Annotated in this window: 14 protein-coding genes; 2 read left to right on the top strand and 12 right to left on the bottom strand. The window is 36.4% G+C overall.

Annotation, left to right across the window (positions count from 1 at the left end):
* Nucleotides 1–60: 60 nt before the first annotated feature.
* Nucleotides 61–1,619 (top strand): IS3 family transposase gene (locus tag MKX29_RS21950; RefSeq protein ID WP_224939358.1). Its coding sequence is split into 2 segments (ribosomal slippage): nt 61–715 and nt 715–1,619, totalling 1,560 coding nucleotides; the frame shifts between segments, so codons are not numbered across the junction.
* A 97-nt stretch (nt 1,620–1,716) separates the two neighbouring features.
* Here MKX29_RS21950 and MKX29_RS21955 read toward each other — a convergent pair.
* Nucleotides 1,717–2,493, bottom strand: a complete 777-nt coding sequence (locus MKX29_RS21955; protein WP_095373459.1) for an IclR family transcriptional regulator — start codon at nt 2,491–2,493, stop codon at nt 1,717–1,719.
* A gap of 83 nt (nt 2,494–2,576) precedes the next feature.
* The gene (locus MKX29_RS21960) at nt 2,577–3,380 is read right to left on the bottom strand and encodes an alpha/beta fold hydrolase (RefSeq protein WP_095373460.1); all 804 of its coding nucleotides are present in this window, start codon (nt 3,378–3,380) and stop codon (nt 2,577–2,579) included.
* A gap of 193 nt (nt 3,381–3,573) precedes the next feature.
* Here MKX29_RS21960 and MKX29_RS21965 point away from each other — a divergent pair, with 193 nt between their 5' ends.
* Entirely contained in the window at nt 3,574–4,032 is a 459-nt protein-coding gene (locus MKX29_RS21965) for a DUF2188 domain-containing protein (RefSeq protein WP_095373461.1), read from the top strand.
* A 129-nt stretch (nt 4,033–4,161) separates the two neighbouring features.
* Here the strand turns inward: MKX29_RS21965 and MKX29_RS21970 are convergent, their stop codons facing one another.
* The 10 genes from MKX29_RS21970 to MKX29_RS22015 all read right to left on the bottom strand — a co-directional run bounded on the left by MKX29_RS21970 (nt 4,162) and on the right by MKX29_RS22015 (nt 15,628).
* The gene (locus MKX29_RS21970) at nt 4,162–4,902 is read right to left on the bottom strand and encodes an SDR family NAD(P)-dependent oxidoreductase (RefSeq protein WP_341107788.1); all 741 of its coding nucleotides are present in this window, start codon (nt 4,900–4,902) and stop codon (nt 4,162–4,164) included.
* A gap of 32 nt (nt 4,903–4,934) precedes the next feature.
* A complete protein-coding gene (locus tag MKX29_RS21975; protein WP_341107790.1) occupies nt 4,935–6,545 on the bottom strand; it encodes an AMP-binding protein in 1,611 nt (536 codons plus the stop codon).
* Nucleotides 6,546–6,569: 24 nt separating this feature from the next.
* Nucleotides 6,570–7,370: a 1,4-dihydroxy-2-naphthoyl-CoA synthase gene (menB, locus tag MKX29_RS21980; protein WP_095373464.1), complete on the bottom strand. Its 801-nt coding sequence runs from the start codon at nt 7,368–7,370 to the stop codon at nt 6,570–6,572.
* Nucleotides 7,371–7,400: 30 nt separating this feature from the next.
* Nucleotides 7,401–8,564: an acyl-CoA dehydrogenase family protein gene (locus MKX29_RS21985; RefSeq protein ID WP_322909257.1), complete on the bottom strand. Its 1,164-nt coding sequence runs from the start codon at nt 8,562–8,564 to the stop codon at nt 7,401–7,403.
* Between the two features lie 227 nt (nt 8,565–8,791).
* Nucleotides 8,792–10,102 carry a sigma-54 interaction domain-containing protein gene (locus MKX29_RS21990; RefSeq protein ID WP_341107793.1) on the bottom strand — a complete coding sequence of 437 codons (1,311 nt, stop codon included), beginning with the start codon at nt 10,100–10,102 and terminating at the stop codon, nt 8,792–8,794.
* Nucleotides 10,103–10,107: 5 nt separating this feature from the next.
* Entirely contained in the window at nt 10,108–10,572 is a 465-nt protein-coding gene (locus MKX29_RS21995; protein ID WP_224936270.1) for a hypothetical protein, read from the bottom strand.
* 17 nt (nt 10,573–10,589) lie between these two features.
* Nucleotides 10,590–10,904, bottom strand: coding sequence for a DUF3870 domain-containing protein (locus MKX29_RS22000; protein WP_224936269.1), 315 nt, complete (start codon nt 10,902–10,904; stop codon nt 10,590–10,592).
* 14 nt (nt 10,905–10,918) lie between these two features.
* A complete protein-coding gene (locus MKX29_RS22005; protein ID WP_224936641.1) occupies nt 10,919–12,136 on the bottom strand; it encodes an acyl-CoA dehydrogenase family protein in 1,218 nt (405 codons plus the stop codon).
* A gap of 14 nt (nt 12,137–12,150) precedes the next feature.
* Entirely contained in the window at nt 12,151–13,338 is a 1,188-nt protein-coding gene (locus MKX29_RS22010) for a CaiB/BaiF CoA transferase family protein (RefSeq protein WP_224936268.1), read from the bottom strand.
* 295 nt (nt 13,339–13,633) lie between these two features.
* A complete protein-coding gene (locus MKX29_RS22015; protein WP_224936267.1) occupies nt 13,634–15,628 on the bottom strand; it encodes an LTA synthase family protein in 1,995 nt (664 codons plus the stop codon).
* Nucleotides 15,629–15,855 lie beyond the last annotated feature (227 nt).

The raw sequence follows: 15,855 nt of genomic DNA on the forward strand, positions 1-15,855 counted from the left end.
CTCCCCTCTAGGTAGACAGATAAAAAAATAAAATCTGGCTACTAAAAGGGGAGTATATTTATGTCTAAAAGAGCTCATCCACTCGAAGTTAGGATAGAAGTAATAAATACATTAAAAGATGGTATTTTATCTGTAGCGGAGATAATAAAAAAGTATAAGGTTAGTAGAAGTGCCATTCGAATTTGGAAGTATAAATTTGATATGTATGGATTTGAAGGTCTTAAAGAATCGACATCCTGGAAAACGTACCCGAAGAATTTAAAAATATTAGCCATGAAGGACTACCTATCCGGCCACTATTCTTTAGAGGAAATTGCCAAAAGATATAAAATATCAGATGAGTCTGTCCTCAGGTTATGGTTGAAGAAGTATAATAGTCATAGTGAAATAAAGGATACGTCAAAAGAAAGGACGAGCTCTATGACTAAAGGAAGAAAAACAACTTGGAAGGAACGAATTCAAGTTGTACTTGATTGCTTGGGGAACGGAAAAGATTATCAGAAGACAGCTGACACTTTTCAAGTGTCTTACCAACAAGTCTATACATGGGTTAAAAAATATGAAGAAAGTGGAGAGGAAGGTCTTCAAGACAAACGAGGGAGGAATAAAACAGAAATTGAGTTAACACCAGAAGAAAAAATGAAACTCGAAATGAAAAAGCTAGCACAAGAAAATGAACGATTACGTGCAGAGAACTTATTCTTAAAAAAGTTGGAGGAACTCGAAAGGAGGCGGAAATAAGCAGGATTCGATTTAAAGATAAGTATGTCGCCATACAGGAACTACATAAGAAAGAGAATCTAAGCATAGTTCTTCTGTGTGATATCGCGGGCGTCACTCGGAGCGCTTATTATAAATGGCTAAGACGTCAACCGACTTCCCAAGAGATTCTGAATGAAGCTATTATGAAAGAGATGAAAATCCTCCATATACAAATGAAGGGGATTTTCGGCTATCGCCAAATGACTCTTCATTTGAATAGAAAATTTAATAAGCCACTGAATCATAAGAGAATCTATCGATTAATGAAAGTGGCTCAATTACGCTCGGTGATTCGAGTGAAGAAAAAACGATATAAACGTTCTATCCCCCAATATGTCACGGAAAATATATTAAATCGTGAGTTTACAGCTAATAAGCCGAATGAAAAATGGGTCACGGATGTCACAGAATTTAAATATGGTTCCTCCCAAAAAGCTTATTTAAGTGCCATTCGTGATCTCTATGATGGTTCTATTATTAGTTATGTTCTCGGGCATTCTAATAACAATGAACTGGTGTTCGATACACTTGACCTGGCGACAAAGCATTTAAAGGGAAAGGAGCCTCTCATTCATAGCGACCGTGGTTATCAATACACCTCCTATGGATTTAAAAGTAGGATAAAAAAGTTAAAAATGACTCATAGTATGTCTCGCGTTGGGCGATGTATCGATAATGGACCTATGGAATCCTTTTGGGGAACACTGAAATGTGAGAAATATTATTTACATAAATTTATGACCTATGAGGAACTTTCCAATGCCATAACGGAGTATATTCACTTCTATAATCATAATCGATACCAAAAACGACTAAACGGCTATAGCCCTATGGAATATAGAGCTATAGCCGCTTAGGTAACTTTTTATTATTTCCACTGTCTACTTGACAGGGGGCTGTTCATTAGATTCGGGTACAACAATTGTTAATGAGTAGTTCGTGTCTTCTAGTGAATCAATTTCCAATAAGTCCGGATAATTGTTTGGATATATCAAGGATTTTCGGTAAAGCAACTTTTTCGATAAAATCATTCTGATATGTGACATCAGTGGCGACAATATTTATGGCTGCTACTACTTTTCCACTACGATCATAGATTGGCGCCGCTACAGATTGAATTCCTTGATGGAATTCACCTAAAGAAATTGCATAACCGTTTTTCCTGATTGTTTCTAATTCTTCAAAGAACCCAGGTAAATCAGTTTGCGTTTTTTCTGTATACGGTTTTAAGTTAGATCCATACACTGTCTCACGTAGCTTCCCTTCTGGTTGCATAGCTAATAAAAGCTTGCCATTAGCTGTTGCATGTGCAGGCAATCTTAAACCGATATTTACATTTATGGCAGATACCCCGCGAACAGGTGCACTACCTATGTATACGACTTCATAATCATCTAATATCGATAAATGACATGACGCTCCAGTTGTATCACGGAGTGTATCCAAATAAGGCTGAATGATTTCAGGTAAGTTTAAACTATTCAAATAAGCAAACCCAAGCTCAAGCACTTTTGGTGTTAAGCTATAGCGCTTTGTATGTTCATCTTGATGTAAGTAACCTAACGTTTGCAATGTATAAAGTAAACGGTATGGTACTGTACGACTTACATTTAGTTCCTTCGCAATTTCAGCTAGAGACATCGTTGGACGTCCACCGTTGAATAATTTCAAGATTTCTAATCCTCTGACTAATGAATTGGCATTATATCTCTCTTTTTCACCGTTAGCCACTCCATCACCCCACTTTCCCAGTAAATGCTATATTACTATTTTAACAAAAAATCGATGAAAAAGATATTAAGAATCATTTTCATTTATATATTTACAGGATTTTGCAGAAATGTCCGAACGGCTTCATTAAAAGATGCTGGGTCCTCTTGATAGCAAAGATGGCCTGTATTAGGAATGATCACCAACTGTGATTCGGCAATCGCATGATGAAATATTTTTGCCTCTTCAACAGGAGTTGCCTTATCAAATTCACCACATAATATTAAAGTTGGCGTTGTTATGCTCCCATAAATGTCCGTGTGATCCAAGGAATATAATGAGTTAGCAACCGAAATATATCCTTTCGGTCGAACTTGCGCCATAATTCTTTCTGCTTCTTTCACAACCTCCAGATTTGCCTCTGGCGCTAACAATTCTCTTACTCTTTGTCTTGCTAGTTCTTCTCCTGTTAGATTTGTCACATTATAAACTCTTCTAGTTAACTTTTTCCTGTTCTCTTCTTCACTATTCCCAGCAGCCCCTCGTGTTGGATCAGCAATAATAAGTAATTCAACTCGATCTTTGAATCGATAGGTAAAATCTATAGCAATAGCAGAACCCATTGAATGACCAAGTAAGTAAAATTTTTGTAATTCTAGGGCATCGACAAATTGCTTTAGTATATCAGCAAATTGCCGGAAACTTGTAAACTCTTCCTCCGGATCACTACTTTGACCATAACCTGGTGCATCCCAAACGAATACTTGAAAGTCTTTTGATAAATCATCCAATTGTTTTGTCCACGACTGAGAATTATTACCTAACCCGTGTAAAATAATAAGCGGCTTTCCCTCACCTTTCACTCTGTAATGAATCTTCATTTCTTTACTTACTCTTATGGTAGGCATTTTACTCCTCCTCTTCATTATGTTTCTATAACAAAACATTGTTTTAATTTTAAATAGAGACCCATCATTTGTCAATCATTATTCTAAATTTTTAGATATTTCACTATTGTTATGTACTACTCTTACTTTTTTTTATGAGTAATCTTTATCAAACTAGGGTATGAATTTAATAATAAACTAGGAGGTGGAGAACATGCCCTGGCATACGACAGATTATCCAGATTCATTCAAAAACTTAGAAACAGCGATGAAGAAAAAAGCCATTGAAATAGCTAACAGTCTTATTCGCGATGGCTATAATGAAAGTCGTGCTATCCCAATTGCCATTGAACAAAGTAAAAAATGGTATAGCGATGCAACAACGAAAGAACGAAACCAAATGATTCAAGCAACTGACAGTGAGTTACAACCCGAAGGAAAAGGGGATAAAGAAAAGAGTAAACGAGTTCAAGAAGGACAACATGTACTACCACACGATGATGGTTGGGCAATTACAACTGATCATGGAAAAAAACCATCTGAGATCCTTCCTACGAAGGCAGAAGCAGTCAAAAGAGCAAAGGAAATCGCTCAAAATAAAAAAACACATCTTGTAATATATAAAAAAGATGGAACCATTGACGAGAAACATTCTTATGATATAGAAGAGTAACAATATATTACTGCCTATTCAAGCACAAATACAAACAAGCCGAATAAGGTTTCGGCTTGTTTGCATGCTCTTATACTTATTTTCTATCCTTAAGAACTTAGGAAAGAAGTTATCCTTTTTTTATCTTGTTTAACACATTGTTAAACCGCCATTAACAGAAAGTGTTTGCCCGGTAATATAATCCGCTTCCTTCGAAGCAAAAAAAGCGACTGCACCAGCAATATCCTCTGGTTGGGCTAATTTTCGGAATGGAATGGCTTTCTCTAGTGCAGCAGCAATCCCTTTATTATAAGATCCTATCTCCTGGAAAAGTGGCGTATCGGCTGGACCTGGCGCAATGCAGTTCACATTAATCTGATATCTGGCCATTTCTCTTGCAATCGTCTTTGTAAATGCAATTACACCACCTTTAGCAGCAGAGTAAACTCCTTCTCCACTTGAACCTACTCTCCCAGAATCTGAAGCAATGTTGACTACCTTTCCTTTCCCATTTTCTATCATTAATGGCAGGATCATTTTACATGTGTGTACTTGACCCATTAAATTAATGTCTATTACCTTTCTCCAAGTATCGGGTTCACTTTGTAAAAATGGTTCAATTTTATCCCATCCCGCATTATTTACAAGTAAATCAATACGCCCATACTTCTGCTGCACTTCCTTTACTGATCGTTCTACACTTTCTAAACTCGTAACATCACAATGTACAGCAAACCCCTCTCCACCTATTTCTTTCACAAGTTCAATAGTTTCTTTCGCATTATTTATATTGATATCACTGGCAACCACGTGATAATTATTTGCAACAGCTAAACAAATTGCTCTTCCCATCCCCCTACCGCCACCGGTAATATAGGCTATTTTACTCATTATTCAAACACTCCTTTTTACTTAAGTTACATTCAATTCTTTAGTAACGATTCTCTTAATTTAAACTTCTGGATTTTCCCACTTGCTGTTCGTGGAAATTCCTCTAGAAGGACAAAATGTTCGGGCCAATATTGTTTCGCTACCCCTTTTTCCAGTAAAAACTGTTGTAACATAGCTAAAGTAAGCGTAGTAGCCCCTTGTTTCAATTGAATAAATGCGCATGCTTTTTCTTGCAATCGTTCATCTGGCATTGCCACAACCTGCACATCATTGATCAACTCATACTCATATAGGACATTTTCAATATAAGATACGGGGATATTTTCCCCACCTCGAATAATAATATCTTTGTTTCTACCAGTAATTCTTAAATAACCATCCTCATCCAACACGCCTCTATCACCAGTAATAAACCAATCTCGATCGAATTCAGACTGCGTTTTCTCTATTTGTTTATAATAACCGCGAAATAAAGCCGGTCCACGGCAATAAATATTACCTTCTTCTCCCGCCTGGCAAGTCTCCCCTTCTTGATTGACAACCTTTACTTCCATGCCAGTGAAAGCAACACCATCTGTTTCCGTCAATTTTTGAATGGAATCAGTTCTCTTTGTTAAGGTAACTAACCCATTTTCTGTTTGCCCCCAACCGGCCAATATTATGAATGATACAACCTTTTCTGCTTGCTTGACTAAGTTTCTCGGAATAGGGGCGCCTAAAGCAATAAAATACTTCAAACTACTAATATCTGCTGTGCTTTTTTTAGCCGCTGCGATTGTGTCTTTTAGAAAAGGTGTAGCTCCAGCCGTAAAAGTCACTTTCTCTGTTTCTATAAGCTTTAAGAATGAATCTGGATTCCAAGTATCTTGGTAGACGGCTGTACCACCATATTGTGTTGGTAACCTTACACCGTATGCAAACCCAGTTTGATGGGCAAAGGTTGAAGCCATAAATAACACATCTTCATTCGTTAATTGCAAATGATCAATCCAATAATGGGAAGTAATACATAAAGTATTATGAGTATGCATGACACCTTTAGGAAGACCTGTTGTACCTGAAGTAAAGATAATCTCAGTCACTTCATTAGGATCTATTTCTATATTTAGCTCATCTCTACGCTTTTGAAGTATGTCTATAGAAGTGACTATTGATGCAAACGATTTCATTTTTTCCGGTATTGGTAACGAATTTCCTACAACAACAATATTCTCAAGTTCCGGCCATTCGTTTAGACATTTTCCTACCATTTCAATATAATCATGGCCTCTAAAACAATCTGGAATAATTAATAATTTAGCCCCTGCCTCTTTAACCATATAAGTAAGTTCTCTTTCTCGGTAAATAGGTACAAGAGGGTTCGTAATCGCCCCAATTTTTGAAGCAGCATAATGTAGAATAACAAACTCATTCCAATTCGGAAGCTGAATAGAAATGACATCGCCTTTTTTTATACCTAAGTCCAATAAACCTAGTGCGACGCGATCGACCATTGAACCTAACATTTTGTATGTGTATCGACTTTTACTATCGATAATCGCTGTTTTATTTGGTGTACGTGTGATTGCTTCATCTAAGTAATCAATCATCGTTTTATTGAGCCATTGTGAAGAATATGATGTTAATCCATCTAATTGTTCCACAATAAACACTCCTTCATCTTTCATTTAACTTCTAAACGTAGAAAAATCTACTGGGCGTTTTTCTAGGAAAGCATTTTTTCCTTCCGCTGATTCATTAGATTGATAGAATAATGCTAAATTTGCCATTGACAACTGCGTAATCCCTTGGATATTTGCACTATCTGCATTGAAGGACAGTTTCAACATTTTAATTGCTGTTGGACTTTTTTGCAGTATTTTTTGTGCCCAGTCTTCTGATGCCTGCTGTAATTCATGTAATGGTACAACTTTATTCACTAGTCCCATTTCTTTACATTCATCAGCGCTATATTGTTCACATAAGTACCAAATTTCTCTTGCTCTCTTCTCACCAACGATTCTTGCTAAATAGGCAGATCCATATCCTGCATCAAAGCTCCCAACCTTTGGCCCTGATTGCCCAAACTTTGCGGTATCAGCAGCAATTGTTAAATCACAAACTACATGTAATACGTGGCCCCCACCGATTGCATAGCCATTAACAGCAGCAATAACTGGCTTAGGGATGTTTCTTATCGTTTGATGGAGATTCTCTATTTCAAGGCCAATTCCATTTCCTAGACCACCTTTACCATCATAACCACTTTCTCCATCTTTTTGTTTTTGATCGCCACCTGTACAGAATGCTTTTTCTCCTGTACCTGTTAAAATCACCACACCAACAGTGTTATCATCCCAAGCTTCACGAAAACACCAAATTAATTCTTTAATCGTTTGTGCTCGAAAGGCATTATAAACTTCTGGTCGGTTAATAGTTATTTTCGCTACGCCATTTTTCTTTTCTAGTATCGTATCTATTAATTCCATTAGTGATTCTCCTTTTCTTCTGATTTGAATTTATATTTTTTGATAAGATCGGAATTCTTTCCCTATAAGGTGTTTGGCGATTACCATTTGGTTTGCTTGGGCTGTTCCATCACCAATCTCTAATCCAATGACATCTCTTAATCGTTGTTCAAATGGCATTTCTTTTGTATAAGCATAGTGCCCATTTAAAAGGAGGCATTCATGAATCGCTTCACTACTATATTTAGGTGCAAGCCACTTAACAGATGCTGCTTCCTTCGTATGTTGTAAACCTTCATCACGCAACCACAGTCCTCGATAAGCTTGCCATTTAACGAGCTCCAGTTGAGTATAATGGTGTACTATCGGAAAAGAGACTGCTTGATTCACAGCTAATGGTTTGCCGAAAGAATGTCTTGTTTTCACATGTTCTATTGTTTCATCCAAACTTTGTGTGGCTGTACCTATACATTGAAGTCCTATTAAAAGTCGGCTTAAATCAAAGCCATTCATCACTTGAGAGAAGCCTTCATTTAGATTACCAATCAAGTATTGCTCAGGAATCATGACATCAGTTAAATAAACGGAGCCTCTACCTATTGGGATATTTCCCATATCTTCATAACCTCTACAGTCTACTCCTGGTAAATCACTAGGTACAAGAAAAGCGGATATTCCTCTATTTCCGGCAGTTGGGTCGGTTTTAGCAAAAAGAATAAATGCATCCGCCACTGTTGCCACACTAATCCCCGATTTCTCACCATTTAGAATGAAATGATCGCCTTTTCTAATAGCTGTTGATTGTATTCCCCCTGCATCGGTACCTGCTTGTGGCTCAGTAATTGCAATCCCAACAATCGATTTCCCCTGTGCAATTTTCGGAAGCCACTCTGATTTAATAGCATTATTTGCATGAATGGAGAGAATTTCTCCTATTAAAGCATTTAACATTACTGAATAAGTTAAATTAAAATCACCTTTGCCTATTTCTTCAGCAGCAATACCTGTCGTGATACAATCTGCCGCGCTTCCACCATATTTTTCTGGAATACGCAGACCTGTTACACCTAACTCCCCTAGCTCCTCCCATAAATGTCTCGGCGTCTTTTTTTCTCTGTCCCACTTTGTATATTGAGGTAATAATACCTCTTTAGAATATTGTCTTAAAATTTTTCGAAAGTCCTCTTGCTCTTCAGTAAATGAAAATTGTAACATCATCCATCCTCCTCTCAGTTACTAATAAGCAAGAACCATGCCAAATTAATTTATTTGTTTGAAGCTGTTTATTCGGTTTCATTCTTCTTACCATTGCGAATTTATCTCACTTTTGCGAATTATATATGCAAAAATGTGTCATCATACAGTAAATGAACGAGTGCTATCAACAAAAAAACGTAAACAAATTGGCTCCCTGCCAAAATCTGCTTACGTTTTCTACTTACTTAGGTTTTGATTTGATATTTAGCCATTTTTCTATATAAACTGGCCAAATGAATATTTAATTTGACAGCAGCCATCGTTTTATCTCCATCCGATTTTTCTAAAGCCTCAACAATAGCTTTTTTCTCTGTTTCTTTCACGATCTCTTCTAAGGTTTTTGAATTATTATTGCTTGGTAAACACTGGGTTTGACTAGTTTGAGTCGCTATTCTTTTCACCATTGCATTGTCACCTAACTCTTCTCCTAAAGAAAGTGTTACCCCTCTTTCTACCACAGCTTTTAATTCTCTTATATTACCAGGCCATTCATGATCCATTAAGCATTTTAGCAAATGGGGACGAATCTGATTGATGTTTTTATTAAGTTGTTGATTATATTTATCTAAAAAATAGTGAACAAGCGGTAATATATCTTCTTTTCTGTCTCTTAAAGGGGGGATAGGTAGATCAAATACGAATAAACGATAATATAGATCTTGTCTGAATTCCCCTGCCGAGACGAGCTCAAATAAATCTCTATTCGTGGCGGCTATAATCCGAATATCCACTCGCTTTTTTCCTATGGATCCAAGTCTCTCAACTTCTCTCTCTTGCAATACCCTTAATAGCTTTCCTTGAGCCGCTTTAGGCAATTCAGAAATTTCATCAAGGAACAATGTGCCATTTTGTGCTAGCTCAATTTTTCCTGGTTTGCCTGTTTTTTTCGCTCCACTAAATGCGCCTTCTTCATAACCAAATACTTCAGATTCAAATAATTCTGATGGAATGGCTGCACAATTGACTGCAATAAAAGGACCTCTTCTCCTTGGACTGGCATGATGAATCGCTTGAGCGAATAATTCTTTACCAGTACCACTTTCACCGGTAATTAAAACCGTGGATGAACTAACAGCTATACGAGCAGCTAGTTCTTTCACTTCTAATAACTTTTGACTTTCACCGATAATATGCGCAAACTCATAATTAGCTGTATGATTCTTAGGTGTATATTGCTCTTTTTCTTGTAATAAAGAAAGAAACTGTTTTAAAACAGGGAGAGAAATTTCATCTGCTTTTAAAAAAATAGTTAAACGATAATGCCCATTTTCCTTATTAACTTTGACGATACAGAGAACCGATAAAATCGTTAGACAATGAAGCTTGCCAATCAAATAAGGAAAATTACTAACCTCAATCAACTGATCTTTCAATTCTTGTATTGTAATCGCAAACCGTTGGGTAAATATAGGGTTAGCAGTAACCATTCTTCCGTGCTCAGTTACGATTAATATAGGATTTTGATGAGATTGTTCCATCAATGTTATATCCTTCATCTTATTCAACCTTTAGGCTCGAGTAATTGTACCACGAGCTGACCTCTAATGACTTCATGATGATCTTCGTTTGTACATGATACTTTTATCGTCAACCAATGACGTTCGTTATGACAGTCTAGCAAATCTAACTTAGCTGTGATGGTTTCGTTACGGTAAACAGGGTCATAAAATAACAGTTCTTTTTGAAGGAGCACACATGGACAACCTGGTAATTTCTCACTAACTACTTGATGAATCAGTCCTTCAATTAACAATGCGGGTACGATTGGTTTGTGAAAAGGTTCATCCCATTTCTTTTTGTGTAATTGGTAAACAGGGCTATAATCATTTGTTAGTTGCTGACAGCTCAAAATTTCTTCTTCCGTAAATTTTCTTGCAATGGCTGCACTGTCTCCGATTTTAAAACGAATGGTATCCATATCACTCTTCTCCTTTTTTACACGATGATAGGAAAAAGGGGTCTGCATGAAAGCAGCCCCCCTCCTTATTTCACAGATAAAACCATTTCATATTGTGTGTGTACATCTTTTAAAGCAGCTAATATTGCTTGACCCGCTTTGCCCTTATAATGATCTTTTACTCTCTGTATCAAAGGTTCCAAACCATCATTTAAACTATATCCTCTTAATAACTGGCGAATAAATTCTCTTCCATGCTCTGTTGCTAACGTGCATGATGCATCAATGATTACACCATACTTTTGATCCAATTCTAATGTAATTGTAATAGAATCATATAGGTTCCTTGCCGCCATTCCTTGAGGAAGCTTAGCGTGTCCTGCTAGAAAAAATGTATTCATGATAGTTGCTCTCCTTATCTTTGTTGAATTGCCACCTCTTCTTCTTCAAACGGCCAAGATGGCAGTGGGTTACGCAATGGCTTATCTTCACGATAGCCTAGTGCATATTCACCTTGCATAACGGTATGAATTTCTCTCGTTCCTTCGTAAATAACCGGAGCTTTTGAATTTCTCAAGTACCTTTCTACGGGGTATTCATCTGAATAACCATAAGCACCATGGACTTGTACCGCATCATTTGCCGCCTCAAACGCAGCATCACACGCAATCCATTTGGCTAATGATGTTTCTTTTGTATTTCTCTTACCAGCATTTTTCAGCGATCCAGCTTTGAAAACAAGTAGGCGTGAAATTTCTAGGTTAGCAGTCATCTTAGCAATCATTTGTTGAACAAGTTGATGCTTTCCTATCTCTTTACCAAATGTTTTCCTTTCATGACAATATTTCACACTCGCTTCTAAACTAGCAGCGATTAAGCCTACTGCACCAGCAGCTACTGTGAATCGACCATTATCTAAAGCTGACATGGCAATTTTGAAGCCTTCCCCTTCCTCACCTAAACGGTTGGCTACTGGTACTTTTACATCAGATAAGAACACTTCACCAGTATTACCCGCTCGTATACCTAACTTTCCTTTAATAGCCTTTGTTTCTACACCTGCAAATGTTCTCTCTACGATAAAAGCTGTGATACCTTTATGAGCTGCATCATGATCTGTTTTAGCAAATACAAGAAAGTGATCAGCAACATCACAAAGTGAAATCCAAGTCTTTGATCCGTTTAAAATATAATAGTCACCATCTTTTTTCGCTGTCGAATTCATTGCTGCTACATCTGATCCAGCATTCGGTTCAGTAAGACCAAAAGCACCTACTTTTACACCTTTTGCTTGAGGAACTAAATATTTTTGCTTTTGTTCTTCAGTTCCCCATTGCAATAAGGTCATACTATTTAACCCTGTATGAACAGACACTGCTGTTCTATATGCTGTGTCTCCTCTTTCTAATTCTTCACATACAATTGCTAGGGTGTTATAATCCATCCCCGCCCCGCCGTATTGCTCAGGAATACATACACCCATTAATTGAAGTTCTGACAGCCTTTCTAAAATACGAGGTTCAAAATGTTGTTTACGATCCCACTCTTGAATATTTGGCATAATTTCATTGTCAACGAACCGTCTCACTAATTTTTTTACACTTTCTTGTTCTTCTGTTAATTCGAAATTCATCATTATAATTCCTCCTATATCACTTGATTTTTTTTCATTTCTTTTATTTCCGCTCTGGTATATCCCACTCTCTGTAATATTTCGGCTGTCTGCTCCCCATAAAGCGGCGGATGATGTCTTACTTTGACCGGAGATTTTGACAGCTTTAATGGAGAACCTGTTAATTTCAAAGACGGTATATGAGGATGATTGCCCTCTATCACCATCTCTCTTGCAAGAACTTGTGGATCATTAAACATTTCGCTAATTGTATGAATTGGACCGTTTGGAATCGCATGTTCATCAAATAAACGCTTCCAATTTTGTTTTGAATTTTTTAATAACTCTCGTTGAAGAATTGGTATTAGCGAACTACGATTTTCAACGCGACTACGATTGGTGGCATACCGATTATCGTTTATCAACTCAGCTAATTCTAAAATATTACAGAAACGGGCAAATTGTTGATCGTTGCCAACAGCAATGACCATTTCTCCATCAGCCACCGTAAATACTTGATAAGGGGCTATATTTGGATGGCGATTACCTAACCGCTTAGGTTCTGTTTGACCGACCAAATAATTACTCGCTACATTAACTAAGGCCGATATTTGACAATCTAATAATGCTATATCAATTTCTTGACCTTCTCCAGTGTGTTGACGGTGTTGTAATGCACTTAATATTCCAATACAAGTATATAAACCTGTGATCACATCAGAAATGGCAACACCAACTTTCATTGGTGAGCCAGCTTCCTCTCCGGTAATATTCATTAAACCACTCATTGCTTGAATGATGTAATCATACCCAGGTAGATCTTTATATGGCCCACTTTGACCAAACCCTGTAATAGAAGCTAAAATAATTTTACTGTTCCATTCATTTAACTGCTCGTATCCAAGTCCCCATTTATCTAATGTACCTGTTTTGAAATTCTGTACTACGATATCAGCATCTTTTACTAATTGACGAAAAATCTCCTTTCCTTCTTCAGCTTTTAAGTTCAATGTCATACTCTCTTTATTTCTGTTTGCACATAAATAATAAGCGCTTTCACCTTCAACAAAAGGAGGTCCCCAGAATCTTGTTTCATCTCCATTCTGATGATGTTCAATTTTGATGACTTCTGCCCCTAAATCACCCAGTATCATCGTACAGAATGGTCCTGCTAACACCCGTGATAGGTCGATAATCTTAACCCCTTCTAATGCAAGCCTCATCTTTTATACACTCCATTTCTACAACAATAAAATAGAGTCAGCAAAATAAACTTTCCTCCGAAAAGTTTACTCTACTGACTCCTATTCACGGCTTGTTTTTCGGCAAGAAAAATCAAGTGAATCATTGTCAATGATTTTCATATTCACATTTCAAAAAGGGAAACCATTTTTGCAGTAAGGTAATTACTGTCATTGGTTTATACATTATATAATAATTAAAATTTTTAAAAAATTCAATAGTTTTTGAAAAAATAACGTAAAATAATAAAAAGAGGAGCGCTTATGGCTCCTCTTTTTATTCTCTAATCATATCGTTTGAGTTTGTACTTGATTCAGTGTCAGTAAACAACTTTTTAAAGTCGGCATAATCATAATCTGATCGATTTACAGGAGTGAAATTCTCTGGTTCATAGAATCGAAGTAAATCAGCATTGACGACTTTATCTGAATATGCGAGCTTTTGCTCAACATTTTCATTCATCTCATCGCCTTTAGCAATCACTTCTTCATCTTCTATAAGTTCACCTGTATTTGAATCGTAATATTTTCCACCGATAGCTGTAATTGTTGGACTAACAAAATCTCCATTTCTGAACGGTATTAAATCATCATGTTCTTTTGAGAAAATATCAGTTCCAAAGTGGATATACTCTTTCGAATCGATACCAAGTAAATGTAATAACGTTGGTTTTAAATCAATTTGGCCGGAATATTCATGGTTCGTTCCACCTTCCATACCTGGGACACGAATAAATAACGGCACACGTTGTAAACTTGTATCAAGAAAATCACTATACTCTGTATCTAATACTTGTTCCATTGCTTTCTTATGGCTACTTGAAATGCCATAATGGTCACCATACATAACGATAATTGAATTATCATAGAGTCCTGATTCTTTAAGATAATTAAAGAACTCTTCAAGTGCTTCATCCGCATATCTTGCCGTTTGGAAATAATTATCCACAGATGGATCGCCAGTTGTATGTTTATCAATTGTCGCTTCTTCTTCATCTAATGGATACGGATAGTGATGTGTTACGGTAATAAACTTCGTATAGAAAGGTTGTGGTAATTCATCCAAATAAGCTTCTGATTGCTCAAAGAATGGTTTATCCATTAATCCATAGTCAGTTAAGTTATCTGAATTCATATCAAAATAACTTGAATCATAAAAACGGTCATAACCAAATCCTTTATATATCTCATTCCTATTCCAGAATGTCCCATTATTTCCATGGAATACTGCAGACGTATAGCCTTCTTCTTTTAAAATGGCTGGTGCTGCATGGAATGTATTCATTCCTTTTGTAGTAAAAGCAGAACCTTGCGGTAACCCGTATAAGGAGTTTTCAAGCATAAATTCTGCATCAGCTGTTTTTCCTTGAGCTGTTTGATGGAAGAAGTTATCAAAATAAGTTGTGTTTTCTTCTTCAATTAATGAATTGAGAAATGGTGTAACTTCTTCTCCATGCAATTCATAGTTCATTAAGAAGGTTTGAATGGATTCCAAGTGAAGATATATCACATTCATATCCTTCCCAATACCGAATGTTTCTGGATTTGGTTCAGCATAATTTGATTGCGTAAAGTTCACGACTTCGGTTGTATCATTGCTATCTGCCATAACCCTTTGAGCTGATGCTTTCGTACTTTGTACTGCATCATAAATAGTATAATTGTACATACCGAGATATTTAACAATATAGTTTCTATCAAACCCACGTGTTAATAATTGTGGTCGATCTGCTTCAGCCAGTCCTAGGTTTGCACATGAGATTGCTAATCCTAAAGATAATACGGCAACCATGCGTCTCTTACCATAATCTTTCTTCTCGATCTTAACAAATTTAAATGCTAATAGACCAATTAAGAAAAGGATGTCTATGAAGAATAAGAAATCATATGGGCGTAGTAGAGTGGTTACACTCTTACTAACATCTGCAAAGTTCTGTGTCATTGTTAATGTTGGTAATGTAATAAAATCCGTAAATGAACGATAATATACCACATTCGCATATAACAAGAATGACATTATGCTGTATATCACTAATGTTGCAATATACTTTCGTCTTCCTTTAAAGAATAAAGCTAAACTAAGAAAAATCAACGATGATCCTAAAGGATTTAAAAATAAGAGAAATTGCTGTATTGGGCTGTCAACCCCGAGATTAAATTGAGTTAATTGTGTTATATACGTTTTCATCCAAAGGAAGAATACAGCTAACATAAAGAAGCCAATATATTTATCGAAGAATAAACTTTGACCTTTTTTAGATAAATTATCCATTATTGCACCTACCTTCTAGCACATTATTATAACATGCTTTTAAAAAAATTCTATAAGCAATTGGTAATAAAAACCCTTTTCTTACCAACTACTTTCCCTGTTTGTATTGAACAGAAGCATATTATGATTATAGTCGATAATTATGAACGTTCTATGACAATGTAAATTTTTCTTTAAAATTAACGCTATCACGAGTTATAAATATACTCTTTTTTGAGCAAATGTCA

Source organism: Cytobacillus sp. FSL R7-0696 (genome assembly GCF_038006865.1).
Classification (GTDB): Bacteria; Bacillota; Bacilli; order Bacillales; family Cytobacillaceae; genus Cytobacillus; species Cytobacillus kochii.

Excerpts from the sequence above, each read along its gene's own strand:
- MKX29_RS21970 (WP_341107788.1), bottom strand. The coding sequence starts at position 4,902 with ATGAGTAAAATAGCCTATATTACCGGTGGCGGTAGGGGGATGGGAAGA.
- MKX29_RS22000 (WP_224936269.1), bottom strand. The coding sequence starts at position 10,904 with ATGAATACATTTTTTCTAGCAGGACACGCTAAGCTTCCTCAAGGAATG.
- MKX29_RS21985 (WP_322909257.1), bottom strand. The coding sequence starts at position 8,564 with ATGTTACAATTTTCATTTACTGAAGAGCAAGAGGACTTTCGAAAAATT.
- MKX29_RS22015 (WP_224936267.1), bottom strand. The coding sequence starts at position 15,628 with ATGGATAATTTATCTAAAAAAGGTCAAAGTTTATTCTTCGATAAATAT.
- menB (WP_095373464.1), bottom strand. The coding sequence starts at position 7,370 with ATGGAATTAATAGATACGATACTAGAAAAGAAAAATGGCGTAGCGAAA.
- MKX29_RS21990 (WP_341107793.1), bottom strand. The coding sequence starts at position 10,102 with ATGAAGGATATAACATTGATGGAACAATCTCATCAAAATCCTATATTA.
- MKX29_RS22010 (WP_224936268.1), bottom strand. The coding sequence starts at position 13,338 with ATGAGGCTTGCATTAGAAGGGGTTAAGATTATCGACCTATCACGGGTG.
- MKX29_RS21995 (WP_224936270.1), bottom strand. The coding sequence starts at position 10,572 with ATGCAGACCCCTTTTTCCTATCATCGTGTAAAAAAGGAGAAGAGTGAT.
- MKX29_RS21960 (WP_095373460.1), bottom strand. The coding sequence starts at position 3,380 with ATGCCTACCATAAGAGTAAGTAAAGAAATGAAGATTCATTACAGAGTG.
- MKX29_RS22005 (WP_224936641.1), bottom strand. The coding sequence starts at position 12,136 with ATGAATTTCGAATTAACAGAAGAACAAGAAAGTGTAAAAAAATTAGTG.
- MKX29_RS21965 (WP_095373461.1), top strand. The coding sequence starts at position 3,574 with ATGCCCTGGCATACGACAGATTATCCAGATTCATTCAAAAACTTAGAA.